This window comes from Microbispora sp. NBC_01389 (genome assembly GCF_045040095.1).
GTDB lineage: Bacteria > Actinomycetota > Actinomycetes > Streptosporangiales > Streptosporangiaceae > Microbispora.
Window position 1 is genome coordinate 2,589,717 of sequence record NZ_CP109552.1, and the last position, 13,722, is coordinate 2,603,438.

Here is a 13,722-nt window from a genome sequence, read left to right on the forward strand (position 1 = left end):
CTGCGCATGGGAAACCGGGAAGACCTGCTCGCCGGTGCGAGGCGGTGCCTGATGGAGAAGGGGTACTCCGGGACCACCGCGCGTGACATCGCGACCGCGGCCGGCACCAGCCTCGCCTCCATCGGCTACCACTTCAGGTCGACGAAGGCGCTGCTCAACGCGGCCCTCGTCGAGGCGATGGAGGAGTGGGGCCAGGAGATCGAGCGGACCCTGGCCGCCGGACCGGCGCCCGTCGGGACGCCCGCGCAGCGGTTCGAGGCCACCTGGACCCGGATCATCGAGTCCTTCGCGAGGCTCAGGCCCCTGTGGGCCATCCAGTTCGAGCTCATCGCGCAGATGGATCGCCTGCCCGAGCTGCGGGAGGCGTTCGCGGCGGCCAACCGGCAGGCGAAGCTGGGACTCGCGGCGCTGTTCGAGAACCTCGACCCCGCCGCGGACGCGCGGAAGGCGATGGCCGTCGGCGCGTTCTACCAGGCGCTGCTCGGCGGCATGGCGGCGCAGTGGCTCGTCGATCCCGGCGAGGCGCCGTCGGCGGCCGACCTCGCCGAGGCGCTGCGCACGATCACCCCGGGTCTGGCCGCGCAGTGACGCCCCCGGCCCGAGCGCGCCGCGCCCGCCGGCCCACCCGCCGGCCCGCCCGCCGCCCCGGACCCGCCGCCCCGGACCCGCCGCCCCGGACCCGCCGCCCCGGACCCGCCGCCCCGGACCCGCCGCCCCGGAACGCCGGGACGTACGACGTCGTACGGGGGGTCAGCCGCCCCAGCTCACAGCGGCGGCGGACGTCGCGTGCAGTTGCTGGATGACCTTGTGCAGGGCGGGCGCCGCCGGTCCGCCGCGCTCGCTCAGCTCGGCGATGCGCTGCTTGTGCGCCTTCCGCCTGGCCCGCGGCAGCACCGTCCCGAGCTCTCCCGCGGCGGCCAGCGCGACCAGGGCGGCCTCCCGTTCGCCGACCCGGGACATGGGACCGTTGAGCGCGCTGGCGACCTGCGCCGCGAGCCGCTTCACCACGCGCGGATCGCGCACTCGCACCAGGGTTCTGTTGAAGACCAGGAGGACCGGCTGGCGCAGCTCCACGCGGACCCAGTGCCGCGTCTCCAGCTCGTCCCGGACCGCCTGGACCGTCGCGCGGCCGTCCTTGCCGATCCAGTGCCGCCATGGCTTGGGGCGGCCCTCGGCGATCTGGCGCAGCAGGTCGTCCAGGACCGGATCGCCGAGCGGGTCCTCGCTCACCACCCGCACCTTGCCGCGCTCGTCGGCGATCCGGCCGCCGATGAGCAGCTCGGTGAGCGCGGCGGCGCGGAGCAGGTACGGGAAGCGGTAGTTCGTCACCACCCGCTCCTTGCGTGAGTCGTAGCCGAGCAGGTAGAGCCGGGCCGGCAGGGAGCCGGGAACGTCCATACGGTCGCCTTCTCTCAGTCGTCTCCGGGCGGAGCGCCGCCTTCGGGCTTCTCGGGCTTCTCGGGCTCCTGGGGGGCCGCGGAGCCGTCGGGCGGGGCCGAGGCCCTGGGAGGCCGGCCACGCCGGGGGATGCGGGCGGCGTCGCGGGGAAGCCGCCCCGCGTCCGCCAGCGCCCGGCGGAGCAGGAACTCGATCTGCGCGTTGGTGCTGCGTAGCTCGTCGCCGGCCCACCGGGTCAGCGCGTCGTGCACGGCGGGATCGAGCCGCAGCAGGATGCTCTTCCGGTCGGTCGCCACGGTCAGCGGTATAGGGAGCCGGTGTTGACCACGGGCTGCACGTCCCGGTCGCCGCACAGGACGACGAGCAGGTTGCTGACCATGGTGGCCTTGCGCTCCTCGTCCAGCTCGATCACGTCGTGCTCGTCGAGGCGGGCCAGGGCGGCCTCGACCATGCCGACCGCGCCCTCCACGATCCGCTGACGGGCCGCGACGACCGCTCCGGCCTGCTGGCGGCGCAGCATGGCCTGCGCGATCTCGGGAGCGTACGCCAGGCGGGTGATGCGCGACTCGATCACGCTGACCCCCGCCGACGCCACCCGGGCCTGGATCTCGGCCGACAGGCGGCCGGTGATCTCGTCGGCGTTCTGGCGCAGGGAGAGCACGTCGTCGTGCCCGTCGTACGGGTAGCCGCCCGCGATGTGGCGGACCGCGGTCTCGGTCTGGAAGGCGACGAACTCCACGAAGTCGTCCACCTCGAAGACGGCCTTCGCGGTGTCCTCGACCTGCCAGACCACCACCGCGGCCATCTCGATCGGGTTGCCGTCGGCGTCGTTGACCTTGCTGACGTCGGTCTCGTGGTTGCGGATCCGGGTCGACACCCGGCGCTTCTGGGTGAAGGGGACCACGAAGCGGAGGCCGGGCGTGCGGACCGTGCCCACGTAGCGGCCGAGCAACTGGATCACCCGCGCCTCGCCCGGGGCGACCGCGGTGAGCCCGGTGAGGACGACGACGGCCGCCAGGAGGATCAGCACCCCGGCGGCGGCCAGCACGACTCCCGGCCCGGCGCTGCCGTCGGCCGCGATGCTGATCCCGGCCGGGACCAGCACGCAGGGGCTCAGCAGGCCCACCAGGGACAGGATCAGCATCGGCCATCCCGCGGTCTCCCGGGCCGCTCGCTCGTGTGTCTGGGGGGCCGGCATGTCGACGGCGATCCGCAGGTCTGTCATGTCCACGCTCCTCGGTGTCTAGCACGATAGTAGCAAAGTGATATCACTTTGCCTACGGTCGCCCATCGCCGTTTTCGCCGTGCCTCTTTCGCCGTGCCTCTTTCGCCGTCGCTCAGGCCGTTCCGCTCACGGTGACGACGACCTTGCCGCCCGGGTGTCCTCCGGTGAGGTGGCGGATCGCGTCGGGCGCGGCGGCGAGGGGACAGACACGGTCGATCACCGGGGTGACGGCGCCGGACTCGACGAGCCGGGTCAGTTCCTCCAGGTGCTCGGCCCGCTCCCGGCTCATCACCGGGCGCAGCCGCTGACCGACGAACATCGACAGCAGTGGCGCCCGGAACGTGCGTCCCATGCCCCCGGTGAAGCGGTACGCGGTGTGCCCGCCGCCGACGATCACCAGCGTGCCGTGCGGGGTCAGGGCGCGGCGCAGCAGGGACAGCGGCCGGTTGCCCGCGGTGTCGATGACGACGTCGTAACGCGGCCCGTCCCGGTCGATCTCCTCTCGGGCGTAGTCGACGACGTCGTCCGCGCCGAGCGACCGCACGAGTCCGGCCTTCGCCGCCGAGCACACGCCGGTGACGCTCGCGCCGTACGCCTTGGCGATCTGCACGGCGAACGACCCCACGCCTCCCGCCGCGCCGATGACCAGCACCCGCTGCCCCGATCGGACGCGGGCGACGTCGCGGACGGCCTGCAGCGCCGTCATGCCGGAGACCGGCACCGCGGCGGCCTGCTCGAACGTGAGGCCGGCCGGCTTCGGCGCGAGCCTGCCCTGCCGCGCCCTCGCGAACTCCGCGTACGAGCCGCTCTCGCAGGTGCCGTACACCTCCTGACCCGGCCGGAACCGGGTCACGCGGGCGCCGACGGCCGCCACCACTCCGGCCAGATCACGGCCCCGGACCGGGACCTTCGGCCGGCGCACCCCGAAGCCCGCGAGGCGCATGAGGTACGGCCGGCCGGTCATGAGGACCCACACGCCGGGGTCCACGGCGGCGGCGCGGACCTCGACGAGCACCTCCTCGTCCCCGATGGACGGCCGGTCGACGTCACGCGGTTCGAGCACGTCGGCCGGGCCGTACGCGTCCTGGACGATGGCTTTCATGGCGTCTCCTCCGGGGATTCGGGGTACTGGAACACGTCGTCGAGCGGAACGCCGAACACACGGGCGATCCGGAAGGCCATCTCCAGGGACGGCGAGTATCGGCCCTGCTCGATGGCGATGAGGGTCTGCCGGGTCACGCCGATGCGCTCGGCGAGCTCGGCCTGGGTCATCTCGTCGTGCGTGAACCGCAGCGTGCGGATGCGGTTGGTCACGCGGGTCGGCTTCACCATTCCGGAAGGCTCCTGCGATAGGCGACGACCTTGGCGATCCCGGCGAGGACCGCCGACAGCACGAAGCAGAGGTAGACCACGTTGGCGATCCAGAACCGGTCCCACCCGGCCATCGCCATGAGCATCGCGGCCACCGCGCCGATGACGACGAACGCCTGGCCGACGTGGTCGCCGAACCGCCCGATCTCCCGGTCACGCGCGTCCTGCACGCGGGAGGCGCGGGGGTTCACGATCGCCATCCCGATCTCGGCCGCGATCGTGGCGGCGATGGCCCCGCCGACCGACCACAGCAGGGCGGCGGTGTACGGCACGTCCGGTAACGGGCCTCCGTCCGCCCGCCTGAGCACGGCGACGACGTACGCCGTGTAGGCGAGCACGGCGACGACCAGCCTGATCCAGGCGCGCTTCTCCAGGTGAGTCATGACCGACTCCTCTCGATGTCCAACATCTTTGACATCTCCAAGGTAGCCAATCTTTGACTTCATGTACAGGATTTTTTACACGACTCCGGATGGCTACGGCCGCGGGCGGCTGAGGGGGCGGGGGAGCGTGCCGCGCAGGCGGGGGCCGTGCCTGCGCCACCAGGCCCGCGCCCAGGCCACCTGGAACGCGAGCGCGGTCAGCAGCACCGCCGCGGCGTCCAGGACGGGGAGGAGTCCGGTGGGGGTGAGGAGCGCGCGCACGGCCCGGCCGAGCAGGACGAGCGTCGCGGGCAGCGTGACCGCGAACGCCGTCCCGAGGCAGACCGCGGTGCCCACGACCAGCAGCACCGCGTACGCCCGGAGGCTGCGGCGCTCCCGCCGGGGCAGCCCGGCGAGCGGGTCGGGCTCCGTACGGCCGAGCAGCCGGAGCCCCAGATGCCGCGCGCAGGCGGTGGCGTCGCCGTACATGTTCCGGCAGCCGGTCAGGTCCTGCAGCAGGAAGTAGACGTCGGTGCGCATGAACACCAGGAACTGGGTGGTCAGCATCGACACCGAGGTCAGCGTGACGAGGGACAGCACGGTGTGCCGGCCCAGGACGGCGGCCAGGATGACCGCGGCCGAGCAGGCCGCGGCGTCCACGGCCATCCCGGCGAGGTAGACCGTCAGGCGGACGCGCCGGCCGGCCAGCCAGATCCCGGACACCTCGGTCTGGACGGCCAGGAACTGCAACCGGGTGCCCAGGCGGATCCGGCCCGGCACCCCGGCCGCCCTGGCGGTCGACAGATGCGCCATCTCGTGCAGGAAGATCAGCGTCCAGCCGACGGCGATCTGCGAGAGCAGGACGAGCGTGCCGCGCTCGGACCACAGCAGGTCGTGCCAGCCCGGCAACGTCTCGCGCCTGATCACCGCGGTCACGGCTCCGGCGGCGACCAGGCCGGCGACCGCCGTGTGGAGCAGCGGGTTCAGCGTCCACCGCACGTGGCGGGCGCGCAGCCGGGGGAACGTCGGCCGCTCGGGCGGGGTGGCCGGCCCGCCCGGTTCCTCCAGGAAACCGAGTTCGCCGAGGGTGCGGACGAAGTCGCGCACGTCTAGGTCGGCGCCCGTCTCGCCGCGCAGCCGCCGTTCGGCCTCCTCGACGGTCGCCCCCTCCGTCAGCAGCCTGATGGCCCGCATGCCCTCGTACGGCACGGCGGCGAACTCCTCCGTCCGGGCGGCCGACGATCCACTGGGACCCGTCCCGCCGGAACGCGAGGTCACGCAGCCGGATCCGGGTCCCGTCCGCCGTCCGCCGCCCGGCGTCCTGGCTCATCGCGGCCTCAAGGTGTGCGACCGGGGGTCAGCGGCGGAAGGTGCCGCGCGACCGGGAGGAGACGGCGGGAGGCGGCAGCGGGAGGACCTCCCGCTCGACGTACGACCGCACGTCCTCCGCCCGCTCGTAGAGCGTTCCGATCGCGGTGCGGCAGCGGCCGGCGAGGCGCGGGTCGGTGACGCGCCGGGCGCCGACGTGCTCGCCGATCTCGTCGTACAGCACCTCGTAGAGCAGCGACGGGCCGACCACGACGATCTCGGGGAGCGGCGCGGTGCGCTCGAACTCCCGTATGGCGCCGGCGGGGAGCACCCGCGGCCGCTCGCCGGCGGCCGCCCGGACGGCCAGGACGCGCAGTTCCCACTGGAGATAGGGGCTGAGCGGGGTCTCCACGACGCGGAGCCTGCGGGTCTCCGGGTGGGTCCGGTAGTAGCCGGTGAGAGGCTCCCGCATCTCCGCGATCAGGGCGAGGGAACGTTCCCAGTCGCCGGCCATCATCGCCCGCCAGCTGGGGACCTCGGGCTCGTGGAACTCCTGGGCGCGTTCGAGCTTCCACACCACACCGGGGGCCCGGTCGAACTCCTCGGCGAACTCGGCCTGGTAGGCGCCGGCGGGCAGCGTCCGCGCGTCGGCCTGCCGTACGTCGTCAAAGATGGTGCGGGTGGAGTCCACCCTTCCCTCCTTCGGGCCGTCCGTCGGGGTGCGGGGCAGGGCCGGTGCGGGGCCGGTACGGGGCCGGTACGGCGTCGGGGTGCGGGGCAGGGCCGGTCGGGGCCACCGCGCGGGAGCGAGCATCGGCGGTGTGCGGGCGCTCCCGCTGCGCGCCCGCACGCCACGGTGCCGGGACCGGCGGTCAGTTGCCGACGCTGTTGCTGGCGTTCGTCGTCTCGATCTTGTCGAGCAGCCGGATTGTGATCTTCGTCTTGACCGGTGCGGCCGCCTCGTCGGCGGTCTCGATGTCGGGCTCGTTGGGGTTCATCCGGTTCCTCTCGTGGGTGAGGGACAGGGATGTTCTCGCGAGAACGCGTTCAGCATTCGCCGCCGTCGCCACGCAGTCAAGGATTGTGTCAATTCCTTCTGGTAATCGCCGTTTCGGTCATGCCGGGGAAATGTGCTCCGTCGAATCGAAACGGGCGCGTATCCCTGTCCCGCAGACCGGGCAGCTGGGGCGGGGTGGATGGCTGACCCACACGAGGTGGTCCGCGGCGAGCAGGTTGACTCCCCGGATGACGCCGGCCGGCGGCGCGGACACCCCGGTCAGCAGCCCGATCAGCGCGTGGGCGACGAACTGCCCGGAAAGGCCCGCCGATGTGGCGATCACTCCCGGCCCGCCGAGGTCCACCGGCGTACCCGGGCGGCGCCGGGCCTCCTCGCCGTCGCACAGGCACTCGTAGCAGGTGCCGGCCTCCGGGGTGAAGCAGCCCACGGTGACCAGCGGCCCGCTGTATCCGCCGCCCACCCACGGGATCCGGGCCGCGGCGCAGGCGCGGTTGGCCCACACCCTGATGCCGTGCCCGTCCGGCCGGTCCGCGCAGAGGGCGAGCGCGTCGTAGCCCGCGATCAGCGTGTCGAGTTCGCGGCGGCTGCCGACGCGCCGCCGGTCGCCGGTGACGGTGATGTCGGAGTTGACGCCACGCAGCCGCGCGACGGCCGCCTCCGCCTTCGGCCGTCCCACGTCGGCCTCGCCATACAGCACCTGGCGGTTGAGGTTCGACAGCTCGACCCGATCAGGGTCCACGCAGTGGATCCGGCCGACGCCCGCGGCGGCGAGGGCCCACGCCGCGTGGCTGCCCGTGCCGCCCAGCCCCAGCACCACCACCCGCGCGCTCTTGAGCCGCAGCTGAGCCTCCCAGCTGTGCGGGCCCGGGCCGACCACCCGGAAGAACGCCTGGTTCCTGCTGTACCGGTCGAGCTCCCGCTCGCTCAGCGCGGCGGGCGGCGCGGTGGCGGCGTCCTCCACGTATCGGGTCGCGACGAGCTGCTCGACGACCGACTCGGCGTCCGGCAACTCCGGATGGGCGAGGCGGAGCCGGTCGGCGATGTCCTCGCGGGAGCGGGTGCCGTCCATCAGGCACAGGGCGGTCCAGACCCAACCGCGGGGATCCTCGATCTCGGCGGCGATTCCGTGAATCTCGCCGCCGATGCGAATGGTGCCGTCCTCGTACCGGTAGGGCCGGTGCTCGTATTTCACCCGGGGCAGGCGCACGAGTCGAGCATTACTGCCCGGTCACTTATCCGGTCAATAGCCGATTCGGTATAATCGGGATATGGGGTACGGCCAGAAAAGGTTACGGCCGGCTCTTTCTCTCCCGTCGCCGCCGTCTGCCCGGGCGGGCGTGGGTACGGCGGCGCGCGGCGCCCCGGGCGCCGAGACGACGGGAAACCGCGCCGCCGGGCATACGTTGTAGGCGATGAACGATCAGCGTGCCCGTACCAGTCGTGTCCCGTTCCGCTCCGTGTCGCGGCGTCCGCGCCTGCTCGCCGGTCTGCTCGCCGGCGGGCTCGCCGGCCTGGTCTCGCTGTCCGGCTGCGCCGGCGCGCGGGGCGAGGGGTCGCCGGCGGTCTCCGGCGGGGCCGAGGCTCCGGCCGCCTCCGCGACGCCGCCGGAGCGGCCCTCCGGAGACCCGTCCGCGCCGGCGACACCGGAACGGCAGGAGACACCGGAACAGCCGGACGCACAGGCGGAGCCGCCCGCGCCCGACGCGAAGATCCCCAAGGACCCCGCCGCGCTGGCCGAGGCGCTGACCCGGACGACCGCGCTGCTGCGGGACGCCGTCGACGACTGGAGACGTACGGGGGACCCCGCGAAGGGCCAGGCCCCCGAGCCCGTGGTCCTGCTCGCCCTGTACGAGCAGCGCCTCTACCGTCATCTGGCCCGCGACCCCGAAGTCGCGTCCCGCACCTACGGCAGGCTGCCGAAGGACCAGGCCGTGCGGGCGCGGGACAACGTGACGGCCGTACGCGACCTGCTGTCCCTCGCCCACCCCGTGAGCGGGCCGGTGAAGTTCCGCATCGAACCGCCCGAACCGGCGGACGTCCTGCTCGACGGCTTCCGCCGGGCCGGGCGCCGGTTCGGGATCGACTGGCAGGTGCTGGCCGCCGTCATGCTGGTGGAGACGAAGTTCGGCCGGGTCCGGTCGCCGAGCTACGTCGGCGCCAAGGGGCCGATGCAGTTCATGCCCGGCACCTGGAAGGCGTACGGGATGGGCGGCGACATCGACGACACCACGGACGCCCTGCTCGCCGCGGCCAACTATCTGCACGCGTCCGGGGCGCCGGGCGACTACCGGCGGGCGTTGTACGCCTACAACCACTCGCAGGCGTACGTCGACGCCGTCCTGTTGCACGCACGCCAGATGAAGCGGGACATCAGGAACTACTACGCCTACTACAACTGGCAGGTGTACGTGATCACGACGAAGGGCGAGCGGCGGCTGAGCGGCCCCTGAGCGGCCCCTGAGCGGTCCCTGACGGCGGGGCGGCGGCCTTCTCACCCACATTTCGCCTGACTCGATGTAACCAATGCCGCCTTCCGAGCGACTGATCCTCTGGGGGTCTAATCGCGGCGGGGAGGCCGGCTGTGCGGTGGATGACGGCTGTCAGGGGAATGACGCGCGTCGCGGCGGTGTTCGGCGCCGCCGCCCTGACCTCGGCGCTCCTCGCGGTGCCGGCCCTCGGCCCGCGCCCGGCGCTCGCCGCCGCCGCGTCGTGCGCGTCGGGCCCGCCACCGTCCGCCTGGGTCGAGACGTCCGTGACCGTCGAGGAACGCGGTCACGACACCGCCGTGCTGAGGAGCACCACGTGGGTCGGCGTGCCCCGCGACTGGGCGGGGGCCGCCGCCCTGCTCGGCGCCACGACCACCGACGGTTGCCTGCTTCCGGAAGGCGGCCCGTCGAGCGCCACGATGTCGCCGGACGGCGCCGAGGTCGTGGTCCGGAGCACGGAGGAGACTCCCGTGCGGTTGTACGGCGAGGAGTGGGCCGGGGAGTCCGCCGGGCTGTGGTCGAGTCGCACGTCCGGCCGGACCTGCTATGTCGCGCTGCTGCCCGTACCGGCCGATCCGCCGCCCGGGCTGGCCCGGGCGCGGTGGCGGGCCGTGGCCGTGCGGACGCCGGACTCCGAGGTGCGCGGGGTGACGCCCCTGCCGTCGGAGGTGCGGCCCGGCCACACGTACGTGTGGCGGGACGCCGCCGCCCCGCCACGCGTCAAGGTGGCCCTCCGGATGTCCGCGCGGTCCGCGTTCCAGCGCTGGACCGGCTCGCGGGGGGCGGATGTGCTCACGGTCGCGAGCTACCTGGGTTTCGCCCTGCCGTACCTGCTGCTGGCCGTCCTGCTCGTGCTGCTCCGCCGGCGCGCGGCCGACCCGGGCGAGCGCGCGCTCATCAGGATCATGCTCGGCGCACTCGCGATGATCATCGCGGTGGAGACGATCATGGCCGTCCTCGTCCTCAGCGGGACGGCGTTCGCGGCCCACCTCTTCGGCCTGACGGACGTGGGGGCGATCGTCATCCTGGCGGCGCCGCTAGGCACGGCCGCGTGGCGGTCGGCGCGCCGGCGAATCCGGCGGCCCGGCCCTGCGTCCACCGGGGCGGGGCCCACCGGCTCAGGGCTCGACGCGCTCGCCGGTCCGGCGTTCGGCGGCGTGGTGCTCGCGGGAGTGGCGCTCGTCGCCGTCAGCGGCTTGGGGCCCCTGGCCGTGCGGCACGTCGACGAACAGCCGAACCTGACGCTGGTGGCGTCGGCGGCCGCGACGGCGTTGCTGCTCACCGGCGCGGCGTGGGTGATCGCGGTGCGGGCGGCCCGCGTGCCGGACAGGAGGACGCCCCGGGCCGTCCGCGCGCTGCTCCGATGGAGCGTCCCGGGGCTCGCGCTGCTCACCCTGGGGTTCGTGGCCCACGCGGCCGTCACCGGCATGCTGCAGATCTGGGCGAATCTGCCGCGCGTCGTCGGGTCGCCCTTCTTCCTGCTGGAAAACCTCGCGTACCTGATGTGGCCGCTGGTGGTGCTCCTGCTTCTGCTGCTGCTGCGCCTGCACGGACGGCGCACGGACACCGTCGGGCCGCTCACCGCGTGGCTCGTCGTCTTCCTGTTCGTCGTGGGCACGATCAGGTGGCCCAGCACGTACGCGGGGATGCCCGTGCCGCTCGCCGCGCTCGCCGGTCTGACGGTGCTGCCCCTGCTGCTGCGGCTGACGCGCCGGGCCGAGCCCCCGGACCCGGGCGTGTCGCGACGCCGGCTCGCCGTGATCGTCGAGGAGCACCGGGCCCTGGAGGCGCGGGAGAAGGGCCTGCGCCGGCGCTGGGCCGCGGGCGACATGGACGACGCCGCCTACCACAGGGAGAACGAGCCGGTCGTGGAGCGCATCGGGCGGTTACGCGGGGAGATCGGCCTCGATCCCCGACGAGAGGACGGCCTGGCCCCGCTCGACCTCGCGCTGTCGCGCGGCCCGGGAGGCTCGTGGTGGGCCAACGCGCGGCTCGCCTCGCGGTACGCGTCCTCCGTGGGCGCTCCTGCCGCCGTGTTCCTCATCTGGGCCACCTGGAGCACCGACAGCACGGGCCACGACGGCTGGCTCGACCGGCTCCGCGAGCCCAGCGGGTTCTACGGGCTGGCCGGCGACCTGATCGGAGGGCTGCTGATCTGGCCGGTCGCCGGGTTCGTGCTGGGCGCGCTGTGGCGTCGCCTGCCCGGCAGGCGCGGCTATCTCAAGGGGGTGGTGCCGGTGCTCGCGTACGGCGCGGCCACGGGGGCGCACGCCATGGTGAACAACCTCATCGGACAGGCCCCCGTGCGCGGCTCTCTCGTCCGGGTCCTGCTGCTCTTCCTGGTCCTGACCGTGGTCGCCGTCCTCATGGACGCGCGCACGCTCCAGACCCGTCCGGGCGGCCTCGCGTCGCGGCTCACCCCCGTGGCCGTCGTCTACCGGCTCGGCACGGCGGGCAGCGGGATCGCCCTCATCGTGGCCCAGGCAGCGGCGATCCTCGGCCTGTGGACCCAGCTCAGGCACGGCATCGACATCACCTCCCAGGTCGACACCTCGGCACAGGCGCCACCGAGCACCGACGCCCAGCTGTTCCAGAGCCGCCCGGGCGGATAGCCGCCCGGCCTGGCGGCCCGCGCCGTCAGGGCTTGCGGCCGACGCCGCAGAACGCGGCCACCGCGCGGGGGCCGCTTTCGGCGTCCGCGACGTCGGGCCGCCAGCGGGAGGTGGTGACCACGCCGGGGTCGACGAGCTCCAGGCCGTCGAAGAAGCGGGCGATCGCCTCGGGGGTGCGCAGGTGGTAGGAGCTCGCGGAGTTGGCGTTGTAGACCTCGATGGCCCGCACGAGCGCCTCGCTGGTGTCGGTGCCGTCGCTCACCGCCAGATAGCTGCCGGACGGCAGGGCGTCGAGCAGGCGGGCCGCGACCGCCCCCGGGTTCTCCTCGTCGCGAAGCTGGCCCAGGATCCCGAGCATCATCAGCGCGACGGGCCGGTCGAAGTCGAGCGTGTTCCGGGCGGCGGCCAGGATCGTGTCCGTGTCGCGCACGTCGGCCTCGATGTAGTCGGTCCTGCCCTCCGGCGTGCTGGTGAGCAGCACCCGCGCGTGCACCAGGACGAGCGGGTCGTTGTCGACGTAGACGATCCGGCTCTCGGGGGCGGCGCGCTGGGCGACCTGGTGGGTGTTGTCGGCGGTCGGCAGGCCGGTGCCGATGTCGAGGAACTGGCGCACACCGGCCTCGGCGGTCAGGTAGCGCACCGCGCGGACGAGGAAACGCCGCTGCTGGCGGGCGATCCGGGCGATGTCGGGGAACATCCGGAGGATCATGTCGCCGGCCTCGCGGTCCACGGCGTAGTGGTCCTTGCCACCCAGGAGGTAGTTCCAGACGCGGGCCGAGTGTGAGGCGGAGGAGTCGATCGCGGGGGATCCTGATCCGTCGGTCACCGTGGTTCTCCGGTCTGCCGTGCCGATCGAGATCATCAGTCTCCCGCCGGTGGTCGAAATACACAATATGTGACGTCTGTGGCGATCGATGCTCGTGGGATTAGCCCCGATCACCCGGGGCAGTGCGGACGCCATGGGCATCTTGACCTCTCCCGGCGGCCGGGCCGCCGGTGCTTCCGCGCGGGCGGGAAGCGTGCCGGTGGACCTCGACACGCACGGCCTCCGGAAGGAGCACCGCATCTGCCCCGACTGCGTACGCGAGCTGTTCGACCCGCGCGGGCGCAGGCATCTCTACCCGCTGGTCCGCTGTCGTGAGTGCGGGCCGCCCATCGGCGAGCCACGCGTACGGCCGCGCGCCCTGTGCGAGGACTGCCGGCGCGGTCCGTCTCCCCGGCGCCGCGGACGTCTTCGCCGGCGTGGCCTGACTGGACGTCACCGAGGCAGGACGGCAGGCCGGACCCGTCGTCCGCTCCCGTGTCCGCACCCGCGGCACCGGCCGCCCAGTGACGTGCGGGTGCCGTGGCTCGCGGCAAAAGCTGAGTCACGACCCACGACGCGCTTGGCATGGCCGGAACCGAGGTCGTCGAACGGGGTATGAGGGCATCGTTGCTCATATCCACGACGAGGCCCATCGCCGGATGGCCTTGGTGAGTAGGTGTGTTTCCAGATGTCCCGCGACTGCGCGCCCCGGGTGCGAACGGTGCCGGCGCTCGCGGCGGGCCGCCTGACACTGGCCGCCCTTGTGGTCGCGCTCGCCTCGGCCGCCGTCTCGGTCGCCACTGCGGGGGAGGCGAGCGCGAGCACTCCGCCGCTGCGCCGCGGAGTGGCGACGTACGCCGCCGGGCGCGGACACGGGCACGGAGGCGGCGGCGGGGGTCAGGTGGCGGCCGGAGGGGTGGCCACGGCCCGGCAGTTCGGCTCGGGGAACGGCAGGTTCAACCAGAATCTCAACGGCGTCTACAGCCCGACCTTCATGATGGGCCAGCAGCAGACCGGCATCACGGTCGGCGGCCGCATCAACACCCAGGGCGCCTTCTGCGGCCCCGGCCCGAAGCGCTGCAAGATCTGGCAGAACATGCCGGTCAACGCCTTCGGCTGGTGACCTGACCCGCCCCG

At 73.4% G+C, this 13,722-nt stretch carries 16 protein-coding genes; 5 read left to right on the forward strand and 11 right to left on the reverse strand.

What is annotated here, in order from left to right; genetic code table 11:
- Positions 1 to 6 precede the first annotated feature (6 nt).
- The gene (locus tag OG344_RS11710) at positions 7 to 588 is read left to right on the forward strand and encodes a TetR/AcrR family transcriptional regulator (RefSeq protein ID WP_405088231.1); all 582 of its coding nucleotides are present in this window, start codon (positions 7 to 9) and stop codon (positions 586 to 588) included.
- A gap of 162 nt (positions 589 to 750) precedes the next feature.
- Here OG344_RS11710 and OG344_RS11715 read toward each other — a convergent pair whose 3' ends face one another.
- The 10 genes from OG344_RS11715 to OG344_RS11760 all read right to left on the reverse strand — a co-directional run bounded on the left by OG344_RS11715 (position 751) and on the right by OG344_RS11760 (position 7,889).
- Entirely contained in the window at positions 751 to 1,398 is a 648-nt protein-coding gene (locus OG344_RS11715) for a GPP34 family phosphoprotein (RefSeq protein ID WP_405088232.1), read from the reverse strand.
- A gap of 14 nt (positions 1,399 to 1,412) precedes the next feature.
- Entirely contained in the window at positions 1,413 to 1,694 is a 282-nt protein-coding gene (locus tag OG344_RS11720) for a hypothetical protein (protein WP_405088233.1), read from the reverse strand.
- 2 nt (positions 1,695 to 1,696) lie between these two features.
- Positions 1,697 to 2,623, reverse strand: a complete 927-nt coding sequence (locus OG344_RS11725; protein ID WP_405088234.1) for an SPFH domain-containing protein — start codon at positions 2,621 to 2,623, stop codon at positions 1,697 to 1,699.
- Positions 2,624 to 2,735: 112 nt separating this feature from the next.
- On the reverse strand, positions 2,736 to 3,725 hold the full coding sequence (locus OG344_RS11730) for an NAD(P)-dependent alcohol dehydrogenase (RefSeq protein WP_405088235.1): 990 nt from the start codon (positions 3,723 to 3,725) through the stop codon (positions 2,736 to 2,738).
- Positions 3,722 to 3,955: a helix-turn-helix transcriptional regulator gene (locus OG344_RS11735; protein WP_150935945.1), complete on the reverse strand. Its 234-nt coding sequence runs from the start codon at positions 3,953 to 3,955 to the stop codon at positions 3,722 to 3,724. The genes OG344_RS11730 and OG344_RS11735 overlap by 4 nt, the downstream gene beginning before the upstream one ends.
- Positions 3,949 to 4,377: a hypothetical protein gene (locus OG344_RS11740; RefSeq protein ID WP_405088236.1), complete on the reverse strand. Its 429-nt coding sequence runs from the start codon at positions 4,375 to 4,377 to the stop codon at positions 3,949 to 3,951. The genes OG344_RS11735 and OG344_RS11740 overlap by 7 nt, the downstream gene beginning before the upstream one ends.
- Positions 4,378 to 4,470: 93 nt before the next feature.
- A complete protein-coding gene (locus OG344_RS11745; protein ID WP_405088237.1) occupies positions 4,471 to 5,634 on the reverse strand; it encodes a hypothetical protein in 1,164 nt (387 codons plus the stop codon).
- 79 nt (positions 5,635 to 5,713) lie between these two features.
- The gene (locus OG344_RS11750) at positions 5,714 to 6,355 is read right to left on the reverse strand and encodes a DUF6879 family protein (protein WP_405088238.1); all 642 of its coding nucleotides are present in this window, start codon (positions 6,353 to 6,355) and stop codon (positions 5,714 to 5,716) included.
- A gap of 181 nt (positions 6,356 to 6,536) precedes the next feature.
- Complete coding sequence (locus tag OG344_RS11755; protein WP_327049265.1) at positions 6,537 to 6,662, reverse strand: hypothetical protein; 126 nt, start codon at positions 6,660 to 6,662, stop codon at positions 6,537 to 6,539.
- A gap of 117 nt (positions 6,663 to 6,779) precedes the next feature.
- Positions 6,780 to 7,889, reverse strand: coding sequence for a HesA/MoeB/ThiF family protein (locus OG344_RS11760; RefSeq protein ID WP_405088239.1), 1,110 nt, complete (start codon positions 7,887 to 7,889; stop codon positions 6,780 to 6,782).
- 205 nt (positions 7,890 to 8,094) lie between these two features.
- Between OG344_RS11760 and OG344_RS11765 the strand changes: the two genes are divergently transcribed.
- Both OG344_RS11765 and OG344_RS11770 read left to right on the forward strand, forming a co-directional pair.
- Positions 8,095 to 9,132 (forward strand): lytic murein transglycosylase, encoded by a 1,038-nt coding sequence (locus OG344_RS11765; RefSeq protein ID WP_405088240.1) that lies wholly within the window; start codon positions 8,095 to 8,097, stop codon positions 9,130 to 9,132.
- A 158-nt stretch (positions 9,133 to 9,290) separates the two neighbouring features.
- Positions 9,291 to 11,780, forward strand: a complete 2,490-nt coding sequence (locus tag OG344_RS11770; protein WP_405088241.1) for a DUF6185 family protein — start codon at positions 9,291 to 9,293, stop codon at positions 11,778 to 11,780.
- A gap of 25 nt (positions 11,781 to 11,805) precedes the next feature.
- Here OG344_RS11770 and OG344_RS11775 read toward each other — a convergent pair whose 3' ends face one another.
- The gene (locus OG344_RS11775; protein ID WP_405088242.1) at positions 11,806 to 12,642 is read right to left on the reverse strand and encodes an SAM-dependent methyltransferase; all 837 of its coding nucleotides are present in this window, start codon (positions 12,640 to 12,642) and stop codon (positions 11,806 to 11,808) included.
- 97 nt (positions 12,643 to 12,739) lie between these two features.
- Between OG344_RS11775 and OG344_RS11780 the strand changes: the two genes are divergently transcribed.
- Both OG344_RS11780 and OG344_RS11785 read left to right on the forward strand, forming a co-directional pair.
- A complete protein-coding gene (locus tag OG344_RS11780; protein WP_405088243.1) occupies positions 12,740 to 13,204 on the forward strand; it encodes a hypothetical protein in 465 nt (154 codons plus the stop codon).
- 69 nt (positions 13,205 to 13,273) lie between these two features.
- On the forward strand, positions 13,274 to 13,708 hold the full coding sequence (locus OG344_RS11785) for a hypothetical protein (RefSeq protein ID WP_405088244.1): 435 nt from the start codon (positions 13,274 to 13,276) through the stop codon (positions 13,706 to 13,708).
- Positions 13,709 to 13,722: the final 14 nt, after the last annotated feature.